We start from the raw sequence: 26,289 nt of genomic DNA, 5'->3' as shown, positions 1-26,289 counted from the left end.
TGACACTTTATAAACAACCTGAACAAAAAAGCCCCAACTAAGGTTGAGGCTTGAAAATTATATACTATAAAATTAATTTGCTTGTGCAATAACTTCAAAAGGTAATTCAACAGTAACCTCTCTGTGTAAACGTACAATAGCAGTATATTTGCCTAAACGTTTTACGTTTCCACCAATCACATTGATGAATTTTTTGTCTATCTCATGACCTTCTTTCTCTAAAGCGTTAGCCACATCAATATTGTTTACAGAACCAAATAATTTATCTCCAGCACCAACTTTAGAAGTTATTTTAATCTCTAAAGCCTTTAATGCTTCAGCAGTTTTATTGGCATCGTCTACAATTTTCTTTTCTTTATAAGCCCTTTGCTTTAAATTCTCTGCCAAAACCTTCTTGGCAGATGGCGTAGCTAAAATAGCATGGCCTTGAGGAATTAAATAATTTCTACCATAACCGCTCTTAACTGTTACAACATCGTCTTTAAATCCTAAGTTTTCAACGTCTTGTTTTAATATAAGTTCCATTGTTATCGGTATTTTATTTTAATAAATCTGCTACGTAAGGCATTAAAGCCAAGTGACGCGCTCTTTTTACGGCCACAGAAACTTTTCTTTGATACTTTAAAGAGGTTCCTGTTAAACGTCGTGGTAAAATTTTACCTTGCTCGTTTACAAACTTTAATAAGAAATCTGGATCTTTATAGTCTATGTACTTAATACCAGACTTTTTGAAACGACAATATTTCTTTTGTTTGTTGGTTTCTATATTAAGCGGAGTTAAATACCTGATTTCTCCGTCTTTTTTTCCTTTTGCTTGTTGATCTATTGATGCCATAATTAAGCTTTTACTTTAAGTTTTTCTCTTCTTCTTTCTGCCCAAGCTACAGCGTGTTTATCTAATTTTACGGTTAAGTAACGCATAAAACGCTCGTCACGCTTAAACTCTAGCTCCAATTGACCAATTGCATCACCTGCAACGGTGTACTCAAACAAATGGTAAAAACCACTTTTCTTGTTTTGAATAGGGTAAGCCAATTTTTTAAGCCCCCAATCTTCTTTAGATACCATCTTAGCCCCTTTTGAAACAAGAAAATCTTCATATTTCTTTACTGTTTCCTTTATCTGATCTTCAGATAAAACGGGATTTAAGATGAAAACAGTTTCGTAATGATTCATAAAAATCTAATTTATTGTTAAAAATGGGTGCAAAAATAGCTAAATATTTCATATATTGCAAGTGAAACCCAACTTATTACAACTAGTTATAATGTCATTCATTAAATGTTAAATTTTTGTTAAATTAAGCATTTAATCGATGATTTTTGGTTTTTAACCGAATTTTTTGTACTATTGTCGATACTTAACCGAAATATTAAAATGTTATGACTTTAAACTGTGTAGTAGTAGACGACTCAGCAATACAGCGTCTCTCGATTGTAAAGCTGGTAGAGAATCATCCATCGCTTAACTTAATTGCAGAGTACAGCAGTGCTCTAGAAACAAAGAATGGTTTAAATACGCACCAAGTTGATCTTATCTTTTTAGATATTGAAATGCCTGTTTTAAATGGTTTCGAACTTCTAGACGTATTAAATAACAAACCACAAATTATTTTTGTTACCGGTAAAACCGAATATGCCTTTAAAGCATTTAATTATGATGCTACCGATTATTTGCATAAGCCTATAACAAAAGAACGCTTCAACACCTCTGTAGAAAAAGCCCTAGAACAACACAAATTAAAATTAGACTTTAGCGAGGAAGAAGGCGAACATATTTTTGTGAAAAGTAACCTTAAAAAACGTAAGGTATATATAAAGGATATTAAATGGATTGAAGCTCTTGGGGATTATGTAAAATTAGTTACCGAAGAAACTAGCCTTGTGGTATTATCTACCATGAAAGCCTTTGAAAAAGAATTACCTGAAAATAAATTTTTAAGAATCCATAAATCTTATATTGTTAACTTAGATAAGATTGATCGATTTAATAGTAAAAATGTTGAAGTAGGCGCTTATGAAATTCCTTTAAGCAGGAATAAAAAAACCCAATTGGTTGATGCCTTAAATAACATTTAGGGATTTTATAAAAATCTATCTCTCACTAAAAGTTATCAACATTTAAAGTCATTTTAACCGACCGAAATTCTTTAATACTAAAGAAGCTGTTATTTATTTTAATAATAGCTTCTTTTGTTTTTGACAAGGACTGCCCTTGAGGAATCTTTACCAAAATGTTTTTATGGAACTGATTTCTAATCCTTGCTATTGGTGGTGATTCTGGTCCCAATACATATTTAGAAAAAATTTGCTGTAAGGACTTGGCCAACCATACTGAAGCCTGTTCCACCTTATTAAAGTCCTTGTGCTTTAAAGTTATTTTAATAAGTTTATAAATTGGAGGATACTTAAAGTTATACCTATCGTTTAGCTGTTCCTTAAACATGACCTGGTAATCATTAGTAGTAACCTGTTGTAAAATATTATGATAAGGGTTATAGGTTTGAATTAATACCTTACCCCGTTCGTTGGTACGACCTGCCCTGCCAGCAACTTGTAACATTAATTGAAAACTACGCTCATGTGCCCTAAAGTCAGGGAAATTCAGCATTGTATCGGCATTCATTATGCCTACTAATTTTACATTTCTAAAATCAAGCCCTTTTGTTAGCATTTGGGTTCCAACCAAAACATCAATTTCTTGCTGTTCAAAAGCTGTAATAATCTTTTCGTAACCATATTTGCCTCGAGTAGTGTCCAAATCCATCCTAGCAACTTTGTGCTTAGGATACAATATTTTAACTTCTTCCTCAATTTGCTCTGTACCAAAACCTTTTGAATCCAATTCCGAACTTCCACAGGCCTCACAGTTTTTATGCATTACTGTATTATACCCACAATAGTGGCAACGTAGCTGATTTCTATATTGGTGATAGGTTAAACTTACATCGCAATTGGGGCATTGTGGAGCATGTCCGCAAGTAATACATTCTACTATAGGAGAAAATCCCCTCCTATTTTGAAATAAAATAATTTGAGAACCCTCGTCTAAAGTTTCTGTCATAGCATCCAAAAGCGTGTCACTAAAATGTCCTTTCATACGCTTTCGCTTGTGTTTATCTTTTAGATCTACCAATTGAATCTCTGGCATTAAAACGTTATTATAACGCCTGCTGATTTCTGCCAAACCATATTTATCTTGTTGTACATTAAAATAACTTTCCAAACTAGGTGTCGCAGATCCCAAAAGGGTTTTTGCTTGATGCATTTTAGCCAACACAATGGCCGTATCGCGTGCATGGTAACGCGGTGCCGGATCAAACTGTTTGAAGGACTGCTCGTGTTCTTCATCAATAATGATGAGTCCCAAATCATTAAATGGCAAATAGACGGAAGATCTTGCCCCCACTATAATTTGAGCTTTCGAAGCAGACTGCAATACATTTTTCCATACCTCAACTCGCTCCTGTGAGGAGTATTTAGAATGATATACCGATATGCGTTCACCAAAATATAGTCGCAATCTGCCTATAAGTTGGGTGGTTAAAGCTATTTCGGGAAGTAAATACAATACTTGCCTACCCTGTTCTACTATATCTTCAATTAACTTTGAATAGACTTCGGTTTTTCCTGAAGACGTCACGCCATGAAGCAAAGCAACGTCATGTTTATGGAATGCTTTTTTAATAGCATCTAAAGCCTGTATCTGGTCTGTGTTTAATATCTTAGTTTCATGCAACTCCCCTCCTTTATAAGAAATCCTATCTGTTTGGATATGATATTCTAAAAGAATCCCTTTGTCAATTAATGCTTTAATTATTGAGGTGGAAACACCACTTTCTGTTGATAAATCTGAAACCTTAACTGGTTTTTTTGTTTTTGCTGCTATTGAAAACAAGGTCAGGACCACCTCTTTTTGTTTATGTGCTCTCCCCAAATCGTCCAATAACCTTTGAAGTGCTTTTTCAGAAGTATAATTGACGTTCAATTTTACATAACGCACCAATTTGGGCCTATACTTTTCATAGACTTCTTCCTCAAGAAAAACAACATTTTTCTCTATCAATCTATTTATAATAGGTAACACCTGTTTTTTATCCAGAATACCCATAACATCCTGAACCTTTAAAGAAGACTGGTATTGCAAAGCTTCAAAAACCAAAAATTCATCATCCTTTAATTCCGATTCATCAATGGAGACACCTTTGTTCTTAACAATACTGGTTTCACTTTCCAAAATAAAAGCACTTGGTAAGGCAGCACGCATTACATCACCTAAAGTACACATATAATAACTAGCTATCCATTGCCAAAACTGCAATTGTAAATCGTTTACCAAAGGTACATCATCTAATATTTGATGTATTTCTTTAGCTTCATAGACCGTTGGTGGTGTTTGATGAATACCTGCAACAATACCTGTATATATTTTGGATTTTCCAAAGGGAACAGCTACCCGCATGCCTTTTTCAATAAAATTAGCTTCGGAAGCAGAAATACTATATGTAAATAGCTTTTGAAGCGGTATAGGAATTATAACATCTATATAGTTACCCATAAACTACCTCCTTTTCCGAAGTTTATTTAAAGACACATTAAGTTCGTAACCTAAAAGCAAAATATTAGCATTGAGCCATAAATAGAATAACAATATTAACAGCGCTCCAATAGAACCATACAGTTTGTTGTATTGACTAAAATTCTCAATATAGACACCAAACAAATAAGAGGTAGAAATGATAAGCAAGGTAGTAAATAAGGCACCTACTGAAAAAAACTTGGACTCACGACCTTCTTTTGTTCCGAAGTAATATAATGTGGCTGTAGCAATATAGACCATAATAACAAAAAACACATATTTAGCTATATCGTACCAAAAAACGGTATCAGGCTCAACATAACCCGTGTTATTTAACACATCTACCAATCCTTGAACCACATAAATTTGAAAATACCCCAAAACCACAATGGTTATAATAAGTAAAAAAGCCAATATTAAAGCGATTCCTAAAGCATACAGATATTGCTTAAAAACATTTCGGCTCAATTGTTCATGGTACGAATTTTCAAAACCAGAGAATATAGCATTCACCCCATTGGCCATTAAAGCAATAGATAGCACAAAAACCGATGACAATAAGCCGCCTCGTTTGGAGCTTTCTATATTTTTAAAAATGTTGTCAAAGAAAAAATCGGAAGTACTTGGTGGTAAAAACGATTTCAAAAAATTCATAAAATCATCTTGGAAATTTGCTACCGGAATTTCCGGAATAATAATAATAACAAACAACAAAAAGGGGAACAAAGCTGTAAAAAAACTAAAAGCAATGGCACTAGCACGTGTTGTTAGTGCTCCTTTTACAATACCAGTGATATAAAGTTCTAATAAATCATAAAATGACAGTCCTTCTAAACCTGGTAATTTAATTTGCTTAAAAAATCGGATTAGAACATTTAAAATCGGGATTTTATCGAGATTATCTTCTATAGGTTTAGTCATTAAAACACCCTTTTGTTTTGGCCTATTAAACAAGTTATTTATACAAAAACAGCCAAAAAATTTGAAAAGGCAATTAATTAACTGCCTTTAAGCTTAAATCCATATTGTGGACCGAATGTGTTAAAGCACCACAGGATATATAATTTACACCACATTCAGCATAATGCCTAATAGTTGTTTCATTAATATTACCCGAAGATTCAATAAGACATTTATCTCCTATTAATTTTACGGCCTTACGCGTATCTTCATAGTCAAAATTATCCAACAAAATTCTATAAACACCATCATTTCTCAATATTTCCTCTACCTCTACCAAATTTCTTGCCTCTACCATAATCTGCAGGTCCTTTCCAGTCTCCCTTAAATATTGTTTGGTAGTTTCAATAGCTTTGGTAATTCCTCCAGCAAAATCAATATGGTTATCCTTTAGCATAATCATATCGTACAAAGCAAACCTGTGATTTTCACCACCTCCAATTTTCACAGCCCATTTCTCCAAAACTCTAATACCGGGAGTCGTTTTTCTGGTATCCAAAATTTTTGTTTTGGTACCCTTTACCAAGTCAACATAAAGTCTTGTTTTTGTTGCAATGGCACTCATACGCTGCATGGCATTTAAAACTGTACGCTCAGCCTTTAATATAGATTGCGATGGGCCCTCCACATACATTACAATATCTCCAAAGGTCACCTCGGTACCATCTTCAATAAGCACATCTATCCTCAAACTTTTGTCTATATAGGCAAAAACTTTTTTTGCAAAATTAACCCCTCCTATTATCCCTTTATCTTTCACCAATAGCTTAGCTTTACCTCTAGCATTTTCTGGAATACATGCCAGTGAACTATGGTCACCATCTCCAACATCTTCACTTATGGCTGCAGCAATTATGCGTCTTACTTCTGAATCAAAATATTCTTGTGTAATCATTATTTAAAAGTTTGATGCTAAAATAATAAATTGATTGGCGAAATAATATTTTACATTTACCAAATTTTAATTTTTATTAAGATAAAATCCGTCGTTCATCTTAATTTTACATTATGACTATTAAACTTTTGGCCATTGGAAAAACAGACAACGCACAACTTGTCTCTTTAATTGAAGATTACAAAAAACGTCTCAGGTTCTACATAAAATTTTCCTTTCAAATCATCCCCGACATAAAAAAAGTCAAAAATTTAAATGAAGAACAACAAAAAGAAAAGGAAGGTAAACTTATTTTAAATAACTTATCAAGTTCAGATGTTTTAGTATTATTGGATGAAAACGGACAACAATTTACCTCTATTGCATTTTCAAAACACCTCCAAAAACATATGAATTCCGGGATAAAACAACTTGTTTTTGTTATAGGAGGACCTTATGGCTTTTCACAGGAAGTTCATCATAGAGCGAACGAAAAAATAGCCTTATCCAAAATGACATTTTCACATCAAATGATAAGGCTTTTCTTTACTGAACAACTGTATCGGGGGTTTACTATACTTAGAAACGAACCCTACCACCACCGTTAGTGCTTAACAAAAGTTTGTTTTCTCTTTTTTAACTGTACCTCCAAATCCTTAAGGGTCTTTTTAACAGCATTTTCAAAGGTATTTTCACTCGACGTTGCAAATAACCTAGGACCTGGGGCACTCAATTCAATTTTACATATCTTTCCATTTTCCTTGGCATTATGTTCAATCTCAAAATGGACCTCGGCATTGATAATCCAATCATATTTTTGGTTAAGTTTATTTAATTTCCCGGTTACATAAGCGTTCATGGCCTCACTGGTTAGCATATGAACATATTGAATGTTAATTGTCATAATTCTATTTTTAATCCATTAAACAATACTCTAAAATAGTAAAATTAAAAAAAGGGGCCTCTAACAAAAATCATAAAAAAGAGATAAAAATCATATCATAAAGAACCTAAGGCATTTAGCTATTTAAATTTTATCCACTATTGGTACAGCTTTTCCTTTTGCACTTGAGATTTCGGCTATTGCCCTTAACGGAATTAACCTTTTAGTCCCTCTTTCCAATGCTTCTTTATAATAAGCAATCGCTTCTTCTGATCTGTTTTGTGAAATTAAAAATTTAGCGAATAATTCTTTTGTTGGGACAATAATATCTGGAGGCCCATAACTATAGGTCAAACTTTCTTCAAGTTCAACAGATTCTTTCAAAAAATGCTCAGTCTTGTCTAAATCCTCCTTAAGCCATGCTTTCAACCCCAACAATTGAACTTTCACGGTTTCAGCCCTCTTCACATCCTGTCTATTAGGTAACGATCTATCTGATGAGGCGCATAAACTTCCTCCTTTACCAATATTATCGACCAAAAGTGATTCCTTATTTATTTCATCTTCAAGATCATCAATATTCTTAATTAATGCTTCTTCATCCTTATTTTTAAAAGCTTTCATTCCTTCAATAAAATAATTTTGAGCCTTAATCGAAATATTTGCTCCTGAAACATCTATACCTACATTTGCTATAGGATGACTCCAAAGATCTGTCTCTGCAAGAAAAGTTCCTTTTAAGAACAAGAGATGCACTCTTGCCCGTTTCGATGGTTTTTCATTACAAAACTTTTGCATATCCCAAACCATTTTTTCAGCCTCATCAATTTGTCCTTTTTGTAAATACCCATACTGCAACCAATGGTAAGCGTGGTACCCCCTTGCATCATTATCCAAACCTTTATCTTCCATTCTTTTTAGGCTTGCCCCATAAGAATCTATATTAGAGGCAACTACTTTATCCCACATTCCTAAAGCCACATAAATATGAGATGGCATGTGCAAGGCATGACTAGCATCTGGCGCTACTTTTGCATAAGAATCTGCTGCTTCAAGTGCAAGATGGGCATGTTTAGGGTCATCGTAGGAATGAATTAGATAATGCAGTGCCCCTGGATGTTTGGCATTATTTTTTAAAACCTTATTGGCTACCAAAGCGCCCTCTCCATAAATAGAATCATTTCTTCCTTCTGTAACAGACCCCAATAGAGATAGAGAATAAAAAGCGGCCACTTCATTTTGATTTGGATATTTAACATACAGTGCCTTCATAAACTCCATATAACTTTTATCCCGTTCATCCTTTGGAGTTTTAGGCTTATATAGAATCTTTATGGCTTCTAATAAGTCCATTTCCACAGGATTTAATCCTGAAGTATCTATTTGTTCCAATTTATTTATAGCTTCAATACCGTCTTGATAATCTTGTTCCCTCCAAAGACTATGATTATAGGTCATCGCTTCACCCCAATAAGCCATAGCCATATTAGGATCTGCTTCCTGGGCTTGAACAAAAGCTTCCCTTGCATCTTTATATTCAAAACTATGCAATAACAACAATCCTTTTTCAAAAAAAGGAAGAGCATGCACCTTTCCAGTAACCTCAAAATCAACGATTCCTAAGTAAACAGACTGTTCCTCCTTTTTTTTGCAGGACACCATTAAAATAAAGGATACAAAGACAACAATTGATTTTTTCATTGGTTATAGTTTTAAATTTATGACGTCAGAATTCTTGCTGTTTTTAAATATACGTAAAATTTTTATCGGAAATTAGCAGCACGTTAAGATTATTGACGTTGCCTAATCACTTAAAACCTGTTTGTTTTGATAAAACTTGTTTTCGCCACTAACAATTTGAATAAAATTAAGGAAGTCCAAGCTTTGGTTCCACCACATATCAAACTATTAAGCTTAAAGGATATTGGTTGCTTTGAAGATATACCTGAAACCCAAGATACTATAGAAGATAACGCCAAACAGAAGGCCAATTATATAAAGACCACTTATAATTATGATTGTTTTGCAGATGATACGGGCTTGGAAGTTGAATCGCTTAATGGTGCTCCCGGGGTACTTTCTGCTCGCTATGCTGGTGAACATCGAAGCGATAATGATAATATGGATAAATTACTTTTAAATTTAAAAAATCGCAATAATAGAAATGCACAATTTAAAACTGTAATTTCATTAAACTTAAATAATGGCAACTACATTTTTACCGGAATTTGTAAAGGTGAAATCACCCCTACTAAACAAGGTGAAAAAGGATTTGGTTATGACCCTATTTTTAAACCTAAAGGGTATAATGACACCTTTGCCCAAATGGATTTAACCCTTAAAAATAGGATTAGTCACCGTGGTAAAGCCATTTCACAACTCATTGCTTTTCTAAATTCAGCACATATTTAAAAAACAAAAAGGTTGCCTGTTAATTATCTTTATGCTATTTTTAATATATGATGACCGAAGAAGCCATAGAACAAGAGAATTTAGCCATTACCAAAGCTTACAAAGAACTGCTTAAAGTAAGCTATCGTACACTTTCAAAAGATGACAAAAAACTTATCCGTAAGGCTTTTGATGTTGCTTTGGATGGCCACAGGAATCAGCGTAGAAAATCTGGAGAGGCATATATTTTTCATCCTATTGCTGTTGCTAAGATTGTAGCCCAAGAAATTGGATTAGACGCTACCTCAATAGCTTCTGCACTTTTACATGATGTAGTGGAAGACAATGAAAATTATTCCATTAATGATATTGAACAGCTATTTGGTGAAACCATTGCAAAAATTGTAAACGGTCTTACTAAAATATCTTCACTTAGTAAAGAACAAGATATGGATGTTTCTTTACAGGCTGAAAATTTTAGAAAAATGCTATTAACATTAAATGATGATGTTAGGGTAATTATTATAAAAATAGCAGACCGACTACACAATATGCTTACTATGGATTCCATGCGTCCAGACAAACAAGTTAAAATTGCTTCTGAAACACTATATATTTATGCACCATTAGCACATAGAATAGGTTTGTATAACATAAAAACAGAACTCGAAGACCTTGGATTAAAATACACAGAACCAGAAGTTTATAACGATATTTTAAACAAAATAAAGGATAGCAAGGAAGAACAAGACAAATATATAGAACAGTTTAGTGATGTTATTAAAAACTCTTTGGACAAAGAAAAAATGGATTACACCATTAAAGGAAGGCCTAAATCCATTTTTTCCATTAGAAAGAAAATGGTTAAACAAGGGGTTTCTTTTGATGAAGTCTATGACAAGTTTGCTATTAGAATCATTTATAGCAGTGATGAAATAAATGAAAAATTCTTAGCCTGGAAAATATATTCCATAGTAACCGATCACTTTCGGCCTAACCCTACCAGACTTCGTGATTGGATTTCATCACCAAAATCAACAGGTTACGAAGCACTTCATATAACAGTAATGGGACCTAAAGGAAGATGGGTAGAGGTTCAAATTCGTAGTGAACGTATGAATGAAATCGCTGAAAAAGGATATGCAGCGCATTACAAATATAAACAAGTTGGAGAAAAAGAGGACAGCCTTGAAAGTTGGATTAACCGATTACAGGAAGCGCTTGAAAACCCTCATTTAAATGCAGTTGATTTTGTAGAACAATTCAAACTTAATTTATATGCTCAGGAAATATTTGTATTTACCCCAAAAGGAGAATTAAAGTCATTACCCAAAGGCGCTTCTGCTTTAGACTTTGCCTTTAGCATTCATACCGAAGTAGGCATGAAAACACGAGGCGCTAAAGTCAATGGTAGACTAGTACCTTTAAGTCATATATTACATAGCGGTGATCAAGTAGATATATTAACCTCCGAAATAGCCAAACCTACTACCAACTGGCTAGATTATGCCACTACGGCTAGAGCACGTAGTAAAATAAAATCGGCTTTAAAAGAAGACAAAAAAATAATTGGGGAGGAAGGCAAGGAGATTTTAAGACGAAAACTAAGACAACTTAAAATTAATTTAAATGAACAAACCGTTAATGATTTAGTACGTCATTTTAAACTTAAAACCAGTCTCGATCTTTTTTATCGTGTGGGCATAGGTTCTATAGACAACTCGATGTTAAAAGAGTATGCAGCATCCCGAAGCAATGCCTTTGTAAGCTATATTAAAAATAAAATTTCCCGAAAACCTACCATAAGCAAAGAGGAAATTGAAAGAGATGAAATTACTGCAAAATATGACCTACTAGTATTTGGCAAAGAAGAAGAAAAGTTGGATTATAAATTAGCAAATTGCTGTAACCCAATACCTGGTGATGAAGTTTTTGGTTTTCTTACCGTTTCCGAAGGCATAAAAGTCCATAAAAAAAATTGTCCTAATGCCCTTAGTTTACAGTCCAATTATGCATATCGCATCATTCAAGCTAAATGGATAGACTCCTCACAACAGGAATTTCTGGTAAAAATAGAAGTGTCCGGGATTGACCATTTAGGCCTTGTTAATGAAATTACCCAGGTAATTTCCTCAAATATGCATGTTAATATGAAGAGTCTTAATTTTGAAAGTGACGACGGCATATTTTCAGGTCGAATTAATGCCATTATAAAAAACAATAGTATGTTAAAAACATTGTTAGAAAAACTAAAAAAAATTAATGGTATCGATAAGGTTAAAAGAGTATAAAAAAGTGTAAATTTGACACGAAAATTATGAGTACGAATTCCGAGTCTAAAAATCAAGATATTGTCAAAAATGTCTTTACCGGCTTTTTAGAAGCTAACGGTCACCGAAAAACACCGGAGCGTTACGCTATACTTCAGGAAATATATAATAATAACGAACACTTCGATATAGAGTCTTTGTACCTAAGTATGAAGAATAAAAAATATCGTGTTTCAAGAGCTACACTTTACAATACCATTGAATTACTTTTAGAGTGTGGTTTGGTTAGAAAACATCAGTTTGGCCAAAACCAAGCGCACTATGAAAAATCATATTTCGACAAACAACACGATCACGTTATTTTAACCGATACTGGAGAGGTTATTGAATTCTGCGACCCTAGAATTCAGTCCATTAAAAAAACAATAGAAGAAGTTTTTGATATCGAAATTCATACACACTCACTTTACTTTTACGGAAACAAAAAATCAACCAATTAATTTAATTTTATAATGGCAGTAGATTTACTACTAGGATTACAATGGGGAGATGAGGGCAAAGGAAAAATTGTTGATGTACTCACTTCCAACTACAATATTATAGCACGATTTCAAGGTGGCCCAAATGCAGGGCATACTTTAGTCTTTAATGGTAAAAAACATGTATTGCATACCATTCCTTCAGGTATTTTTCATGACAATGCTATTAATTTAGTTGGAAATGGTGTCGTTATAGACCCTGTTATTTTTAAGGGTGAATTGGATAAATTGGAAGCACAGAATGTCGACTATAGAAAATCACTACTAATATCACGTAAAGCGCATATTATTTTACCCACACATAGGTTATTGGATGCAGCCAGTGAAGCTTCTAAGGGAAAAGCTAAAATAGGTTCAACCCTAAAGGGAATTGGCCCAACTTACATGGATAAAACCGGTAGAAATGGTATTCGTGTAGGTGATTTGGAACTCAGTGATTGGAAAAAACGTTACAGGGCTTTAGCTGATAAGCACGAATCGATGATCGCCTTTTATAATGTTGACATTCAATATAACTTAGAAGAGTTGGAATTCGAATTCTTTAAGGCAGTAGAGGTTTTAAAATCATTAACATTTATAGACTCTGAAGAATATATTTACCAGGCCCAAAAATCTGGAAAGACCATTCTTGCCGAAGGCGCTCAAGGCTCTCTTTTAGATATCGATTTTGGAACCTATCCATTTGTAACCTCCAGTAATACAACAGCAGCAGGAGCATGTACCGGATTGGGTGTGTCTCCAAATAAAATAGGCGACGTATTTGGTATCTTTAAAGCATACACCACCCGTGTAGGCTCAGGCCCCTTCCCTACCGAACTGTTTGATGAAAACGGTGCTACCATGGCCCGTGTTGGACATGAATTTGGTGCTACTACAGGGCGTCCAAGACGTTGTGGTTGGTTAGACCTAGTAGCCTTAAAATATGCCTGCCAAGTTAATGGTGTTACCCAGCTTATGATGATGAAAGGTGATGTATTATCTGGTTTCGAAACACTAAAGGTTTGTACAGCTTATAATTATAAAGGTGATGTTATTGAACACTTACCTTATAATATTGAACCCGAAAACGTTCAACCTATTTACACAGAGTTTAAGGGGTGGAAAGAAGACTTAACTAAGCTATCTGAAGCCTCCCAGTTACCACAGGAACTTAATGATTATATTGCGTTTTTAGAAAAAGAACTCGGAATACCAATCACCATCGTTTCGGTAGGACCAGATAGAAAACAGACTATTTTTAGGGATTAATTATTATACAATTAAATGGTTTAACGCTTCAAAAACTTATTTTGGAGCGTTTTTTGTTTCATTATTCTTAAACATTATTTTTATCATTATTTTTGCTATAAACTATCATAATTTGAACACATCAATCAAACTTACCATATACTGTTTATTTAGCTTCTTTTCTATTCTTTCCACTGAAGCCCAACAAAAAAAGAGAATTGAAATCCAACAAGCAGGGGCCATAATTAAAAACGAAGACAAGTACCCTGGCGCCCAAGTTATTTTGCGTAATGATGAAGGTCAAGTACATATAACACATGAAAGTATAGCCATGTGGTGCGATAAAGCCATACAGTATAAAAATGACAATTTTATTGAAGCCTACGGCAATGTGAAAATGATTGAAAGTGATTCCATTATCATGAATGCAAAGTATGTGGAGTATAGCGGTAAATCCCAATTGGCCTTTGCCAGCGGTGATGTCATTTTAAAGACTCCTGATTCTGAACTTAAAACAGACACGCTTTATTATGACAGAATAAAGCAACAGGCTTATTACAGGAGTGGTGGTAAGGTTGTTAAAGATACCTCTGGAACCATTACCAGTAAAATAGGCCGGTATTATATGAACCTAAAAAAATACAAGTTCATTGACAGTGTGGTTATGATCAATAAAGAATCGACCATTAAGACCAATTTTTTTGATTACTACGAAGACACTAAAGAAGCATATCTATATGGCCCTTCAACCATAATAACCCCCGAAAGTGAAACTTATTGTGAAAAAGGCTTTTATGATACCCAATTAAAAACAGGTTATGCCGTTAAGAAAGCAAAAATTTATTACGATAACCGTATTGTTGAAGGCGATAGTTTGTTTTTTGACAACAATACCAGTTTTGCTTCGGCTACAAACCATATAAAGGTAACAGACACTATTAATAAAAGTATCGTTACAGGCCATTATGCCGAAGTTTTTAAGGCCAAAGATTCTGTATTTATTACCAAACGTGCCTTAGTTTCAACACTTCAGGAAAAAGATTCCATCTATATTCACGCAGACACGCTAATGGTAACCGGAAAACCCGAAAAACGCATTACAAGAGCCTTTAAAAATGTAAAGTTGTACAAGTCGAATATGAGTGGCAAAGCCGATTCCATCCATGTAAATCATGCCACGGGACTCACCCAAATGATCAATATTTCAAAAGGTTCAAATGTCGACCTCTTTTCCGTTAAACAGAAACCCATACTTTGGAATATTAAAAATCAGATTACGGGCGACACTATTCATTTAAAGTCAAATCCCGAAACCGAAAAGATAGACTCCCTTATTGTGTTCGACAATGCTTTTGTGATAAGTAAAGACTCTTTGGATGCAGGCTACAACCAAATTAACGGTAAAAAATTAATCGGACTATTTAACGATGAAAATGAATTATACCATGTTGACATATTAAAGAATGCACAATCCATATACTACATGCGAAATGAAAACAACGAACTTGTAGGTATTGATAAGTCCAAATCGGGGAGTATTGAAATTTTTATAACCAATAGGGAAATTGATGAAGTTAAAAAGTTAAATCAGATAGATGGTAAAATATATCCTGAATCTGAATTTCCCGACAAAGAAAAGTTATTAAAAGGCTTCGATTGGCGCGAAGAAGAGCGTCCTCTAAGTGTGGAAGATTTGTTTAAAGACGATCCTCCTTTGGTATTGCCCAAAATAAAAGGATTGGAAGATTATATCCCTCAGGAAGACTTTTTTGATAAAGAAATGCTGGAGCGCATTGAAACCGCCGACAAAGAATCTATCCCAAATTCAGAAGAAGGCAAGGCCTCTAGAAACTTACCTAAACGTGTAAAGAACAAAACCAGACCTGTAGGTTACAAGAATGTTCCTAAATAAACAGGCAATGAAGACGGATTTTTTTAAATACCAAGCCCAGACAACACCACATCCTATAGGCATGGAAATTTCACATGCATCCGGATCTTATATCTATGACAGTAACAATAAAGCCCATTTAGATTTTGTTGCAGGGGTTTCGGCATGCCCGTTAGGACACAGGCACCCAAAGATTATTCAAGCTATTAAGACCCAGCTAGAATGTTATATGCATGTTATGGTTTATGGCGAATATGTCCAAAAACCAGCAGTAGAGCTTACCAAACTACTTGCCAAACATCTACCAAATACTTTAGAAAAAACTTATTTGACTAATTCTGGAACCGAAGCCATTGAAGGTGCCATGAAATTAGCCAAACGTGCGACCGAAAGAAGCGAAGTTATCGCTGCTAAAAATGCTTACCACGGTAATACTATGGGGTCTATGAGTGTTATGGGCTATGAAGAACGCAAACAAGCATTTCGTCCACTTATTCCAAATATAAGGTTCATTGAATTCAATAATAAAACTGATTTAGAATACATTACACAAAATACTGCTTGTGTTATTTTGGAAACCATACAAGGTGGTGCTGGCTTTATTGAACCAAAAAATGGTTACTTAGAGGCTGTTAGAAAAAAGTGTGATCAAACGGGGACATTGCTTATACTGGATGAAATTCAACCTGGTGTTGGACGAACCGGAAAATTATTTGGATTTGAGCATTACAATTGTATTCCAGATATTCTGGTTACTGGTAAAGGTCTGGGAGGAGGTATGCCTATTGGAGCTTTTACCGCATCGAAAGACCTCATGGATTTATTACAAGATCAACCCAAACTAGGACACATTACCACTTTTGGAGGACATCCGGTAATAGCCGCTTCAGCATTGGCTACACTACAAGAAATCATTAATAGCGACTTAATGCCGCTAGCTCTTGAAAAGGAAGTGCTCATTAGAAAACTCTTAAAACATGCATTAATAAAAGAAATAAGAGGTATTGGTTTAATGTTGGCTTTAGTCTTACCCTCAAAAGAGATTGCCGATCGACTTATTATTGAAGCACAAAAACACGGACTCATCCTTTTTTGGCTACTTTTCGAGCCCAAGGCCGTTCGTATTACTCCACCTTTAACTATCTCAAATGAAGAAATTACAAAGGGATGTGGCATCATTATTGATATTTTAAGCAGTATTAAGTAAGCTTCAAACTATTGACAATCAAACAAAAAAAGACATTATTGCCAGTCAAAAAAAACAACTGTTCATTACTTTGTTAAAAACATTTGCCCAATTCAGTACAAAAAAAAGAATAGAACCTTAAATTTATTCAGCATAGAACTATACTATCGTGCCTATGGAGTTTAGTCAAGACGACAACAACAACTTACCTTTATCAAAATTCGAATCGATGCTAAAAACAAACCATGTATTGTTTTTTGATTCGGAAGAGTTTGAAAACATCATCCACCACTACCTTAATCATGGTAAAATAGCTCTCGCTAAAAAAGCTATTAAATTAGGTTTGAATCAACATCCAAGCTCAATAAACTTAAAACTGTTTAAGGTTGAAATTTATGTTTTTGAAGATAAATTGGTTGAAGCAGATGAACTCTTGAACTCCCTATACATTTTAGACCCAACCAACGAAGAAATATACATCCAAAAAGCCAATATTTTATCAAAAAAGGACGATCACCAAAAAGCTATAAGCGTACTTAAAAAAGCGTTGGAGCTTACCGATGATGCCATAGACATCTATTCCTTAATAGGTATGGAATATTTGTTTTTAGATGAGTTTGAAAGTGCCAAAACTTACTTTATGAAGTGCCTTGAAGAGGATCTAGAGGATTATTCTGCATTGTACAATATTATTTACTGTTTTGATTACCTGAACCAAAACCAAGATGCCATAGAATACCTAAACATGTTTCTGGATAAAAATCCATATTGTGAGGTCGCTTGGCACCAATTGGGCAAACAATATTTAGTACTAAAAAAATACCGAAAGGCCTTAACGGCTTTTGATTTTGCCATTATTTCCGATGATACCTTTGTTGGAGCTTATTTGGAGCGGGGAAAAGTATTGGAAAAACTGAAACGTTACGAAGAAGCTATTGAAAATTATAATATTACCCTTAAGCTCGATGATCCAACATCCTTCGCCTTATTGCGTATTGGCAACTGTTACGAAAAATTAGGTAATAATGACCTTGCCGTGCAGTACTACTACAAAACGGTGCATGAGGATCCTTTATTGGATAAAGGCTGGATAGCCATAACAAAGTTTTATAACAAGAATAAAAATTACCAAAAAGCACTATATTATATCAATAAAGCTATAAATATCGATGCTGAAAACGTAACCTATTGGAAGTTATATGCACAAATAAACCACCGTTTAAACTTTTTTGAAGAAGCCGAACGTGGCTATAAAAAAACTTTAGAACTTGGTAATTATGAATTAAATACTTGGCTTTCTAGAGGCGATTTACTCATAAAATTAGGTGAACTGGAAGCCTCGGTATATAACTTTGAACAGGCTGTTGAATTTTATCCAGAAAACGCCGAATTGGAATATCGCTTGGCGGGCTTATATTTTGCTTTAAATGAAAACGACAAAGGCTCTTTCCATCTTAAAAATGGACTTCGTTACAACAAAGAATATGCTTTTATAATAGAAGAACTTTTTCCGGAAGTAACGGATAAAACCCAAGTTAAAAATCTGCTAAAAACAAATCTGTAAACTATCGTTACATTAAAATACATATCTTTGGTTTTTTTGCTAAAACGAAAGTATGCAAAGACGGTTATTCGATTATATAGTCATATCCCTTAAAGGTATTGCCATGGGTGCTGCCGATGCCGTACCAGGGGTCTCAGGGGGTACCATTGCTTTTATTTCAGGTATTTACGAAGAACTAATCACCTCTATTAGTAATGTAAATCCGTCCCTTTTTAAAACGCTTATTAAAAAAGGCTTTGTCCCATTTTGGAAAATGTTAAACGGCAATTTTTTAGTAGCATTATTACTTGGTATTGTCGTAAGTTTTGTAAGTTTTATGAGATTGGCGAAATATTTATTGGAAAACCACCCTATTTTAATTTGGTCCTTCTTTTTTGGACTTATTCTGGCTAGTATTTACTTTGTTGGCAAACAAATCCAACAATGGAACTTTCCTATTTTAGTTGCTTTAATAATAGGAATTGTAATTGCCATTTATGTAAGTCAATTATCGTCCTTAACTACAAATGAACACTCATGGTTTTTATTTTGGGCTGGTGCAATAGCCATATGTGCCATGATTTTACCGGGCATTTCGGGTTCTTTTATCCTTATTATTTTAGGAGCATACAAAACATTAAGTGATGCACTGCACGATTTCGATATAAAAAAAATATTAGTTTTTGCAGCAGGAGCTGTTATAGGTCTTTTAAGTTTTAGCCATGTCCTAAAATGGCTTTTTAAACACTATCACAATATTACATTAGCTCTATTGACGGGGTTTATTTTTGGATCTCTAAACAAAGTCTGGCCATGGAAGGAAACCTTAACATGGTATACCAATTCAAAAGGTATTAAGACCCCTTTATTGCAGAAGAGTATCTCTCCATTTTTCTTTAATGGTGATAATCAAATCCTATTTGCCTTGCTTTTAATGATTATTGGTTTTTTAACTATTTTTATATTAGAAAGGTTAGGAAGCAAAAAAGTATAAATGGAAAGCACCAGAACACTTACAGATAAAATTTTTCTGGTCCTAAAAGGATTAGGTATGGGAGCTGCCAATAAAGTCCCTGGAGTTTCTGGAGGTGTTGTAGCTTTTGTTGCTGGATTTTATGAAGAGTTCATTTATTCACTTCAAAAAATTAACCGCAAGGCTTTTTTATTACTTATAAATGGCAGGTTTAAAAGCTGCTATAATTATATAAACGGTCGTTTTTTAGGCTTGCTTTTCTTTGGTATGATCGTGAGCTACTTTAGTGTATCAAAGCTATTGGATTATCTTATTTTTCATTACGAATTATATGTTTGGAGCGTCTTTTTTGGAATGATTATGGGCTCTATTTACTATATAAATAAAGACTTTAGGGATTGGAATTATAAAACCTACACTTTTCTAGCTATTGGTATAACTCTTGGGGTGGGCATTAGTTTTCTAAATCCAGCCATGGAAAATGATAATTTGTGGTTTGTATTTTTTTGTGGTATCATTAGTGTCTCGGGCATGACACTTCCAGGATTTTCTGGGTCATTTATTCTTATTTTATTGGGTAATTACGTCTTGCTTTTGGTCGATTCGGTAAACGCCCTTTATGATACTTTTTACGAAATACTAAGGGGCGATTTTATGTTTATAGAAAACTCTCAACGTATAAAAATGTTAAAAGTTTTGGGCGTATTTACATTAGGCTCAATAACTGGATTAGTAACATTTTCACATGTTTTAAGTTATATTTTAAAACATTATAAAAAAATTACCCTTTCAACAATTATTGGGTTCATTATAGGTTCGCTAGGTGTAGTATGGCCATGGAAAGAAACCATATATAAATATGATGAAAGCGGACAACTTCTGCACGATTCAACAGGAGAAAGAATTATTGAGAATTACCAACGATACATCCCCGATCCAAATAAAGAAACATTATACGCCATATTTTTTATATTATTGGGGATTTTAATCGTTCTAGCTTTAGAGGCTTATGGCGCAAAAACAAGAAAGCAAAATGCATAAACTGGGACTTTTAGGGAGACATATAGCTTATTCATTTTCAAGAACATACTTTAAGAATAAATTTGAAAGGGAAGGTATTAAAAATTGTACTTATGAAAATTTTGATATAGGCCGCATTGAGTTATTTCCTAACATAATAAAAAACACTCCCCATTTAAGAGGTTTGAATGTTACGATACCCTACAAACAGGAAGTAATTCCTTTTTTGGACGAGATGGATGAAGTAGCAGAAGAAATAGGCGCCGTAAACACCATTAAAATTACAAAAAACAACAAACTGATTGGTTATAACACAGATTGTTATGGTTTTGAAAAGTCCCTAGTTCCTTTATTAAGTTCCAATCATAAATCGGCATTGATTTTAGGTACCGGAGGTGCAAGTAAAGCCATTGCCTATAGTTTAAAAAAACTGGGGATATCCTACTATTTTGTTTCCAGAAGCGCATCAAAACAAGTAAAATACATCTATAGTGACTTGACTGAGGCTATAATTAAACAACATTTAATCATTATTAACTGTACACCATTAGGGACATTTCCTAATGTAGACGATTGTCCAAATATCCCTTACGAAGCCATTACAGATAAACATGTTCTATACGACTTAATCTACAATCCAGAAGAGACTACTTTTTTAAAACAGGGAAAAGCTTATGGAGCTACCATTTGTAACGGACAAAGGATGCTGGAGTTACAAGCAGAAAAGTCCTGGTCTATCTGGAATTTATATTAAAAACTTGCTTTTTATTGACTTAAGCCAGGCTTTACTTTGTAAATCCTTAGGTTGTTAGTATATTTATACCTGTTCTTTTTATAAAATTTTTACAATGAAAAACTATTTTTCATTAAAAAATAGTTTTATAGAACAACTCAAAATAATTATTTAACGACCCTAAACATTTTTAAAATGTCTGAGACTGATAACCTGCAAAAAGCAGAAGGAGAACAAGAAATAAAAAAAGAAAACAACACTAAAACTGGTAGTCAGGAGATTACAGATACTCGTGTTGTAAATACCGAAACTTCTCAAACAGAGGAAGCAAAAACGCAAATAGAGCCAGAAAAAGATCTAGAAGAAATTGAAGTTTCTTCAGAACAAGAAGAAGCCAAAACAGAGATTAGTGATAGTGACACACAAAATAATGACGATAAAGTTTTAGATGAAATAGAAGCTTCCAATGCCGAAGATGCCGAAGACGAAGGCAATAAGGATCGGCACACCATAGAGCATAAAGAATATGATAAAATGTCTTTGGAGGCATTGGCCATTGAACTTGAACGACTTTTAAAAAATGAAAAAGTTCAGGCTATACGCTCACATGTTCAAAATATAAACAATGAATTCAAATCGAAGTTTCAAGACCTAATGGATGAAAAAAAGGCAGAGTTCATTAATGACGGTGGTCACGAAATAGATTTTTATTACAGTTCACCTGTACAAAAGAGATACAAACAAGCTTATAGAGAATACCGGCATAAACTAAACGAACACTATAAAAATTTAGAAAAATCCTTAAAGGATAACCTAGCTGAAAAGCTAGAGATCATAGAAGAACTTAAAGGTTTAATAAATATAGAGGAAAACATAAATACCACATATAAGCATTTCAAGGAATTGCAAGAACGGTGGCGCAATACTGGTCCTATACCAAGAGACAAATATAATAATGCATGGAACAGCTACCACCACCATGTAGAAATGTTCTACGATTTTTTACATCTAAATAGAGACCTGCGCGATTTAGACTTTAAGCACAATCTTGAAAAAAAACTAATTATTATTGAGCGTGCCGAAGAATTGGCTCAAGAAAATGATGTTTTACATGCTTTCAGGGAACTTCAGGAGCTTCATAAAATGTGGAAAGAAGAATTAGGCCCCGTAGCTAAAGAACATCGTGAAACCATTTGGGAGCGATTTAAAACAGCTACAAAACAAATTAACGATAAAAGGCAACTCTATTTTAAAGAGATAGATAAGGTCTATGAAAAAAACCTTGAAGTAAAGGAGCGGATTATAGCTAATATTAATGACATCGCACAAGAAAACACAAATTCCCATAATGGCTGGCAGAAAAAAATTAAAGAAATTGAAACCTTGCGAGATGCATTTTTTAACGCAGGCAAAGTACCTTTAAAAGTTAATGAGGCTACTTGGTCTAAATTTAAAGAAGCTGTAAGGGAATTTAACAGGAAAAAAAATGCCTTCTATAAAGATCTAAAAAAAGAGCAATACAACAATCTTCATAAAAAATTAGACCTTATAAAAATAGCAGAGGACAACAAAGACAGTGAAGATTTCGAATCGGTTACACCTTTAATGAAAAAGATTCAGAGCGACTGGAAGAAAATAGGCCATGTTCCCCGTAAGGACAGTGACAAAATATGGAAACGCTTTAAAGCTGCCTGCAACCATTATTTTGACAGAATACATGCTAATAGAAATGCTTCTAACAAACAGGAGTTGGAAGCTTTCAACAAAAAACAAGAAATGCTCGATTCTATTCGAAAAATAGAACTGAGCGGAGATAAAACCAAGGATTTAGAAACTATTAACAAACAAATCTCTAATTGGAAGGAAATAGGTAGGGTTCCTTACGATAAACGTTATATTGAAGGCAAATTCCATAAGGTATTGGACGGGTTATTTTTGAGTTTAAAAATGGACCAGAACGAAATAGAAATGATTAAGTTCGAAAACAAGCTGGAACAATTAAATAATGAAGAAGACTCGAAACATTTAGATAACGAACGTGCCTTTATAAGTAAAAAAATAGATGAAATTAAGGGACAAATTAATCAGTTGGAAAACAACTTACTGTTTTTTACAAATGTTGATGATGACAACCCATTGGTAAAAGAGGTTCACAGTAATATTAAAAACCACAAGGATGCTCTAAAACTATGGAAGAAAAAACTCAAAAAAATTAAGGAGCTTTATTAAAAACCTGAATGATGAAGCTTATAAAAATGACAAAACACCTCTATTTTTTAAAAAAAAATAGAGGTGTTTTTAATTAAAGCTCTTTTCCAATACAGCCTTCATTACCGCATAAGAAGTTGAAGCTCCAGGCGATGCCCCTAATAAAGCTGCTATAGTTTTATCTTGGGAAACGATAATTTCGGTGCCAAATTCCAGCCTACCATAACCTTTTTTGTTCCGCTTGATAATCTGGACGCGCTGCCCAGCAACTACTATTTTCCAATCATCATTATCAGCATTTGGGTATAATTCCCTAAGCATATCCATTCTATCCTTAAAAGTTAACCGTACTTGCTTAATTAAGTATTTTACCAATGGTAAATTTTGATAGCCGGCACCCAAAAGACTCATGATATTATCAAATTCAACCGATCTAGGTAGATCGAACATAGAGCCATGCTTTAAAAACTTAGTCGTAAATCCTGCAAACGGTCCAAATAACAATTCTTTACGTCCATTAATAACTCTGGTATCCATATGCGGTACGGACATGGGAGGCGCACCACGTTTTGCCTTGCCATAGGCCTTGGCATAATGCCTTTCAATAATATCTGGATTGGTACAACGCAACCACAGGCCACTTATAGGAAACCCTCCATAGCCCTTGGACTCTTTAATATTAGCTTTTTCCAATAACGGTAATGTACCTCCACCAGCACCAATAAACACATAATTGGAAACAATTTTCCAGTGTTTACCAATATATTGTCCTTTTACCGTAGTTAGCCAACGCTTATTATTTGTTTGTTGAAGATTATAAACATTTCCATTATTCAGTAATTGCACATTATTTTGATTTCCTAGAAAACGGAAGATCTGGTCAGCGATTTCGCCGAAATTAATATCATAGCCTTTGTTGAAGTAAGTAGCAGCAATGTCTTCTTTATCCGCTCTTCCTTCCATCATTAACGGTAACCACTCTTTGATCTCATCTTTATTGTCAGAAAATGCCAAGTCCTTAAAATGAGGATATTCTTTTAAGATACGCCAACGTTTTTCTAAAAAGGCCATGTTCTTTTTACCTTGAACAAAACTCACATGGGGTACTTCGTTGATGCATTTAGATAAATTTTTAATATAGCCTTTACCTGCACAGTATTTCCAGAAATTTAGGGTTTCGTTAAACTGTTCCGAAATTTCAATAGCTTTCTTAACATCAATTTCACCTTTTCTTTCCGGAGTATAGTTTAGTTCACAATTGCCTGCATGACCTGTCCCAGCATTATTCCAAGCTTCAGAACTTTCTTCAGCCATCTTAGGCAATTTTTCAATGATGGTAATTGTTTTTTTGGGAAACTTTTCAAAAAGTAAAATAGCTAGTGTGGCACTCATGATGCCCCCTCCTATCAATACAAAGTCAGAATGTTTTATGGTTGTATTAGGCATTTTAAAAAGATGTGTTTTAAAATCGCCCGCAAAGATATATGTTTATTACAATGCTTTAAATTATGGATTGCTCCATTTTTAAAAAATTGCCAAAAACGTAATTAAAATAAACGTCCTCTGAAAAAAAGATAATGGTTTCTATTAAAACTTATTTTTTTGAAGACATGAAAGATGTTTTAAGGGCCAACTTGTTTGTGGGTGACATGCTTCAACTAATATATTAGGCTTTTCACCTAAATTCAAAACAGTAAATTTGTGAGTATTTTCCAAATATAACGAAACAAACAAATATTTTTACACTTTGTTAGCATTAGATTTTTTTATTTCTTTTATTAGTTTTTCAATCAGTTCATTTTTGCTCATAAAATCTTGAAAGATTTTACTTTTTGGAAGAAAATATAAATCCTTTATTTTTCCAGATTCAGTATATTTTAATTTAAATGGAAAGTCATCAAAAAGAAAAGTCCGTTTAATACTAATAATGTCTGAAAATAGAATATTTTGATTCGAATTAAAACTACCAATCGATATTGAATTTTCATTCCAGTAAACCGTTTTTAGCTTGCTTATTCCCATTAGTCTAAAAAAACAATAAAACACAATCCAACAACTCGCAAATATTATTTTGGTTTTGAAGTCGAATAGCAATAACGAAACCAAGAATATTATTGATAGAGTAATTAACTTAATAATTCCAACCATCTGAAAGATTATTGTAAAATCGGAAGATATTTTTTTCTTCATTTGCAATTTAATACTAACTACGGTTTGTACTTAATTTATTAAAGAGCCTTAGCTTCTTCCCAAAACACATCCATTTCTGCCAAGGTCATCTCTTTTAAAGGCTTGTTTAAACTTTTCGCCTTACTTTCCAGATATTGAAAACGTTTAGAAAACTTTTTATTTGTACGTTCTAAGGCGTTTTCTGGATTAATATTTAAAAATCGAGCATAATTAACCATAGAGAACAAGACATCCCCAAATTCATTTTCAATGGCATCCTTGTTACCAGATTTAACCTCGGCCTTAAATTCGTTAAGCTCTTCTTCTACCTTTTCCCAAACTTGGTTAGGGGCTTCCCAATCGAAACCAACGCCTGCTACTTTATCCTGAATTCTATTAGCTTTTACCAATGCTGGTAAACTTTTAGGAACACCTTCCAATACACTGGTTTTACCTTCTTTTAGTTTGAGCTTTTCCCAATTACGCTTTACATCCTCTTCATCTTTCACTTCTATATCACCATAAATATGGGGGTGTCTATCGATTAACTTATCGCAAATACCATTACAAACATCGGCAATATCAAAATCCTGAGTTTCGCTACCTATTTTAGCATAAAAAACAATATGTAGTAGTAGGTCTCCCAACTCTTTTTTTATTTCACCCAAATCATTGTCCAATATAGCATCACCCAGTTCGTAGGTTTCCTCTATAGTTAAATGCCGTAAGCTTTCCATGGTTTGCTTTTTATCCCACGGGCATTGTTCACGTAACTCATCCATTATGGTTAATAACCTGTTAAATGATTTAAGCTGTTGATCTCTGGTATTCATAAAAATTTTTT

General features: G+C 33.9%; 23 protein-coding genes. 13 read left to right on the top strand and 10 right to left on the bottom strand.

Going from position 1 to position 26,289, the window contains the following annotated elements:
- Positions 1–72 precede the first annotated feature (72 nt).
- Genes rplI through rpsF form a run of 3 tightly spaced genes read right to left on the bottom strand, consistent with a single transcriptional unit; the run spans position 73 to position 1,176 of the window.
- Positions 73–525, bottom strand: a complete 453-nt coding sequence (rplI, locus tag MR053_RS07210) for a 50S ribosomal protein L9 (protein WP_242131764.1) — start codon at positions 523–525, stop codon at positions 73–75.
- Between the two features lie 13 nt (positions 526–538).
- Positions 539–835: a 30S ribosomal protein S18 gene (gene rpsR / locus MR053_RS07205; RefSeq protein ID WP_130938278.1), complete on the bottom strand. Its 297-nt coding sequence runs from the start codon at positions 833–835 to the stop codon at positions 539–541.
- Between the two features lie 2 nt (positions 836–837).
- Positions 838–1,176: a 30S ribosomal protein S6 gene (gene rpsF, locus MR053_RS07200; RefSeq protein WP_242131763.1), complete on the bottom strand. Its 339-nt coding sequence runs from the start codon at positions 1,174–1,176 to the stop codon at positions 838–840.
- Between the two features lie 206 nt (positions 1,177–1,382).
- Here rpsF and MR053_RS07195 point away from each other — a divergent pair, with 206 nt between their 5' ends.
- On the top strand, positions 1,383–2,078 hold the full coding sequence (locus MR053_RS07195) for a LytR/AlgR family response regulator transcription factor (RefSeq protein ID WP_223549147.1): 696 nt from the start codon (positions 1,383–1,385) through the stop codon (positions 2,076–2,078).
- A 25-nt stretch (positions 2,079–2,103) separates the two neighbouring features.
- Here the strand turns inward: MR053_RS07195 and priA are convergent, their stop codons facing one another.
- The 3 genes from priA to nadC form a co-directional block, all read right to left on the bottom strand.
- On the bottom strand, positions 2,104–4,557 hold the full coding sequence (priA, locus tag MR053_RS07190; RefSeq protein ID WP_242131762.1) for a replication restart helicase PriA: 2,454 nt from the start codon (positions 4,555–4,557) through the stop codon (positions 2,104–2,106).
- Between the two features lie 3 nt (positions 4,558–4,560).
- The gene (locus tag MR053_RS07185) at positions 4,561–5,499 is read right to left on the bottom strand and encodes a YihY/virulence factor BrkB family protein (protein WP_242131761.1); all 939 of its coding nucleotides are present in this window, start codon (positions 5,497–5,499) and stop codon (positions 4,561–4,563) included.
- Positions 5,500–5,572: 73 nt separating this feature from the next.
- Positions 5,573–6,433 carry a carboxylating nicotinate-nucleotide diphosphorylase gene (gene nadC, locus MR053_RS07180; RefSeq protein WP_242131760.1) on the bottom strand — a complete coding sequence of 287 codons (861 nt, stop codon included), beginning with the start codon at positions 6,431–6,433 and terminating at the stop codon, positions 5,573–5,575.
- 113 nt (positions 6,434–6,546) lie between these two features.
- On the opposite strand from nadC, the gene rlmH reads away from it, so the two are divergent.
- Positions 6,547–7,020, top strand: a complete 474-nt coding sequence (rlmH, locus tag MR053_RS07175; protein WP_242131759.1) for a 23S rRNA (pseudouridine(1915)-N(3))-methyltransferase RlmH — start codon at positions 6,547–6,549, stop codon at positions 7,018–7,020.
- Here the strand turns inward: rlmH and hpf are convergent.
- A complete protein-coding gene (gene hpf, locus MR053_RS07170; protein WP_242131758.1) occupies positions 7,017–7,316 on the bottom strand; it encodes a ribosome hibernation-promoting factor, HPF/YfiA family in 300 nt (99 codons plus the stop codon). The genes rlmH and hpf overlap by 4 nt on opposite strands.
- 123 nt (positions 7,317–7,439) lie before the next feature.
- Positions 7,440–8,996 carry a tetratricopeptide repeat protein gene (locus MR053_RS07165; protein WP_242131757.1) on the bottom strand — a complete coding sequence of 519 codons (1,557 nt, stop codon included), beginning with the start codon at positions 8,994–8,996 and terminating at the stop codon, positions 7,440–7,442.
- 129 nt (positions 8,997–9,125) lie between these two features.
- On the opposite strand from MR053_RS07165, the gene MR053_RS07160 reads away from it, so the two are divergent.
- From MR053_RS07160 to MR053_RS07110, 11 genes are all read left to right on the top strand, one after another.
- Positions 9,126–9,707: a non-canonical purine NTP diphosphatase gene (locus tag MR053_RS07160; RefSeq protein WP_242131799.1), complete on the top strand. Its 582-nt coding sequence runs from the start codon at positions 9,126–9,128 to the stop codon at positions 9,705–9,707.
- Positions 9,708–9,757: 50 nt separating this feature from the next.
- A complete protein-coding gene (locus MR053_RS07155) occupies positions 9,758–11,977 on the top strand; it encodes a RelA/SpoT family protein (RefSeq protein ID WP_242131798.1) in 2,220 nt (739 codons plus the stop codon).
- 26 nt (positions 11,978–12,003) lie between these two features.
- On the top strand, positions 12,004–12,456 hold the full coding sequence (locus tag MR053_RS07150) for a Fur family transcriptional regulator (RefSeq protein WP_242131756.1): 453 nt from the start codon (positions 12,004–12,006) through the stop codon (positions 12,454–12,456).
- A gap of 12 nt (positions 12,457–12,468) precedes the next feature.
- Positions 12,469–13,743 (top strand): adenylosuccinate synthase, encoded by a 1,275-nt coding sequence (locus MR053_RS07145; RefSeq protein WP_242131755.1) that lies wholly within the window; start codon positions 12,469–12,471, stop codon positions 13,741–13,743.
- A 112-nt stretch (positions 13,744–13,855) separates the two neighbouring features.
- The gene (locus tag MR053_RS07140; RefSeq protein WP_242131754.1) at positions 13,856–15,634 is read left to right on the top strand and encodes an OstA-like protein; all 1,779 of its coding nucleotides are present in this window, start codon (positions 13,856–13,858) and stop codon (positions 15,632–15,634) included.
- 7 nt (positions 15,635–15,641) lie between these two features.
- Entirely contained in the window at positions 15,642–16,820 is a 1,179-nt protein-coding gene (locus tag MR053_RS07135) for an aspartate aminotransferase family protein (RefSeq protein WP_242131753.1), read from the top strand.
- A gap of 154 nt (positions 16,821–16,974) precedes the next feature.
- Positions 16,975–18,363, top strand: coding sequence for a tetratricopeptide repeat protein (locus tag MR053_RS07130; RefSeq protein WP_242131752.1), 1,389 nt, complete (start codon positions 16,975–16,977; stop codon positions 18,361–18,363).
- A 52-nt stretch (positions 18,364–18,415) separates the two neighbouring features.
- On the top strand, positions 18,416–19,336 hold the full coding sequence (locus MR053_RS07125; protein WP_242131751.1) for a DUF368 domain-containing protein: 921 nt from the start codon (positions 18,416–18,418) through the stop codon (positions 19,334–19,336).
- Positions 19,337–20,356, top strand: coding sequence for a DUF368 domain-containing protein (locus MR053_RS07120; RefSeq protein WP_242131750.1), 1,020 nt, complete (start codon positions 19,337–19,339; stop codon positions 20,354–20,356).
- Positions 20,349–21,089, top strand: coding sequence for a shikimate dehydrogenase family protein (locus MR053_RS07115; protein WP_242131749.1), 741 nt, complete (start codon positions 20,349–20,351; stop codon positions 21,087–21,089). Before MR053_RS07120 ends, MR053_RS07115 begins: the two co-directional genes overlap by 8 nt.
- Positions 21,090–21,263: 174 nt before the next feature.
- Positions 21,264–23,297 carry a DUF349 domain-containing protein gene (locus tag MR053_RS07110; RefSeq protein WP_242131748.1) on the top strand — a complete coding sequence of 678 codons (2,034 nt, stop codon included), beginning with the start codon at positions 21,264–21,266 and terminating at the stop codon, positions 23,295–23,297.
- 69 nt (positions 23,298–23,366) lie between these two features.
- Here the strand turns inward: MR053_RS07110 and mqo are convergent, their stop codons facing one another.
- Together mqo and mazG are read right to left on the bottom strand one after the other, a co-directional pair.
- Entirely contained in the window at positions 23,367–24,722 is a 1,356-nt protein-coding gene (mqo, locus tag MR053_RS07105; RefSeq protein WP_242131747.1) for a malate dehydrogenase (quinone), read from the bottom strand.
- A 782-nt stretch (positions 24,723–25,504) separates the two neighbouring features.
- Positions 25,505–26,278, bottom strand: a complete 774-nt coding sequence (gene mazG, locus MR053_RS07100; protein ID WP_242131746.1) for a nucleoside triphosphate pyrophosphohydrolase — start codon at positions 26,276–26,278, stop codon at positions 25,505–25,507.
- Positions 26,279–26,289: the final 11 nt, after the last annotated feature.

Source organism: Aestuariivivens marinum (genome assembly GCF_022662175.1).
Classification (GTDB): domain Bacteria; phylum Bacteroidota; class Bacteroidia; order Flavobacteriales; family Flavobacteriaceae; genus Aestuariivivens; species Aestuariivivens marinum.
The sequence above is the reverse complement of the archived record's forward strand: the minus strand, read 5'-3'. Positions and strand labels throughout refer to the sequence as shown.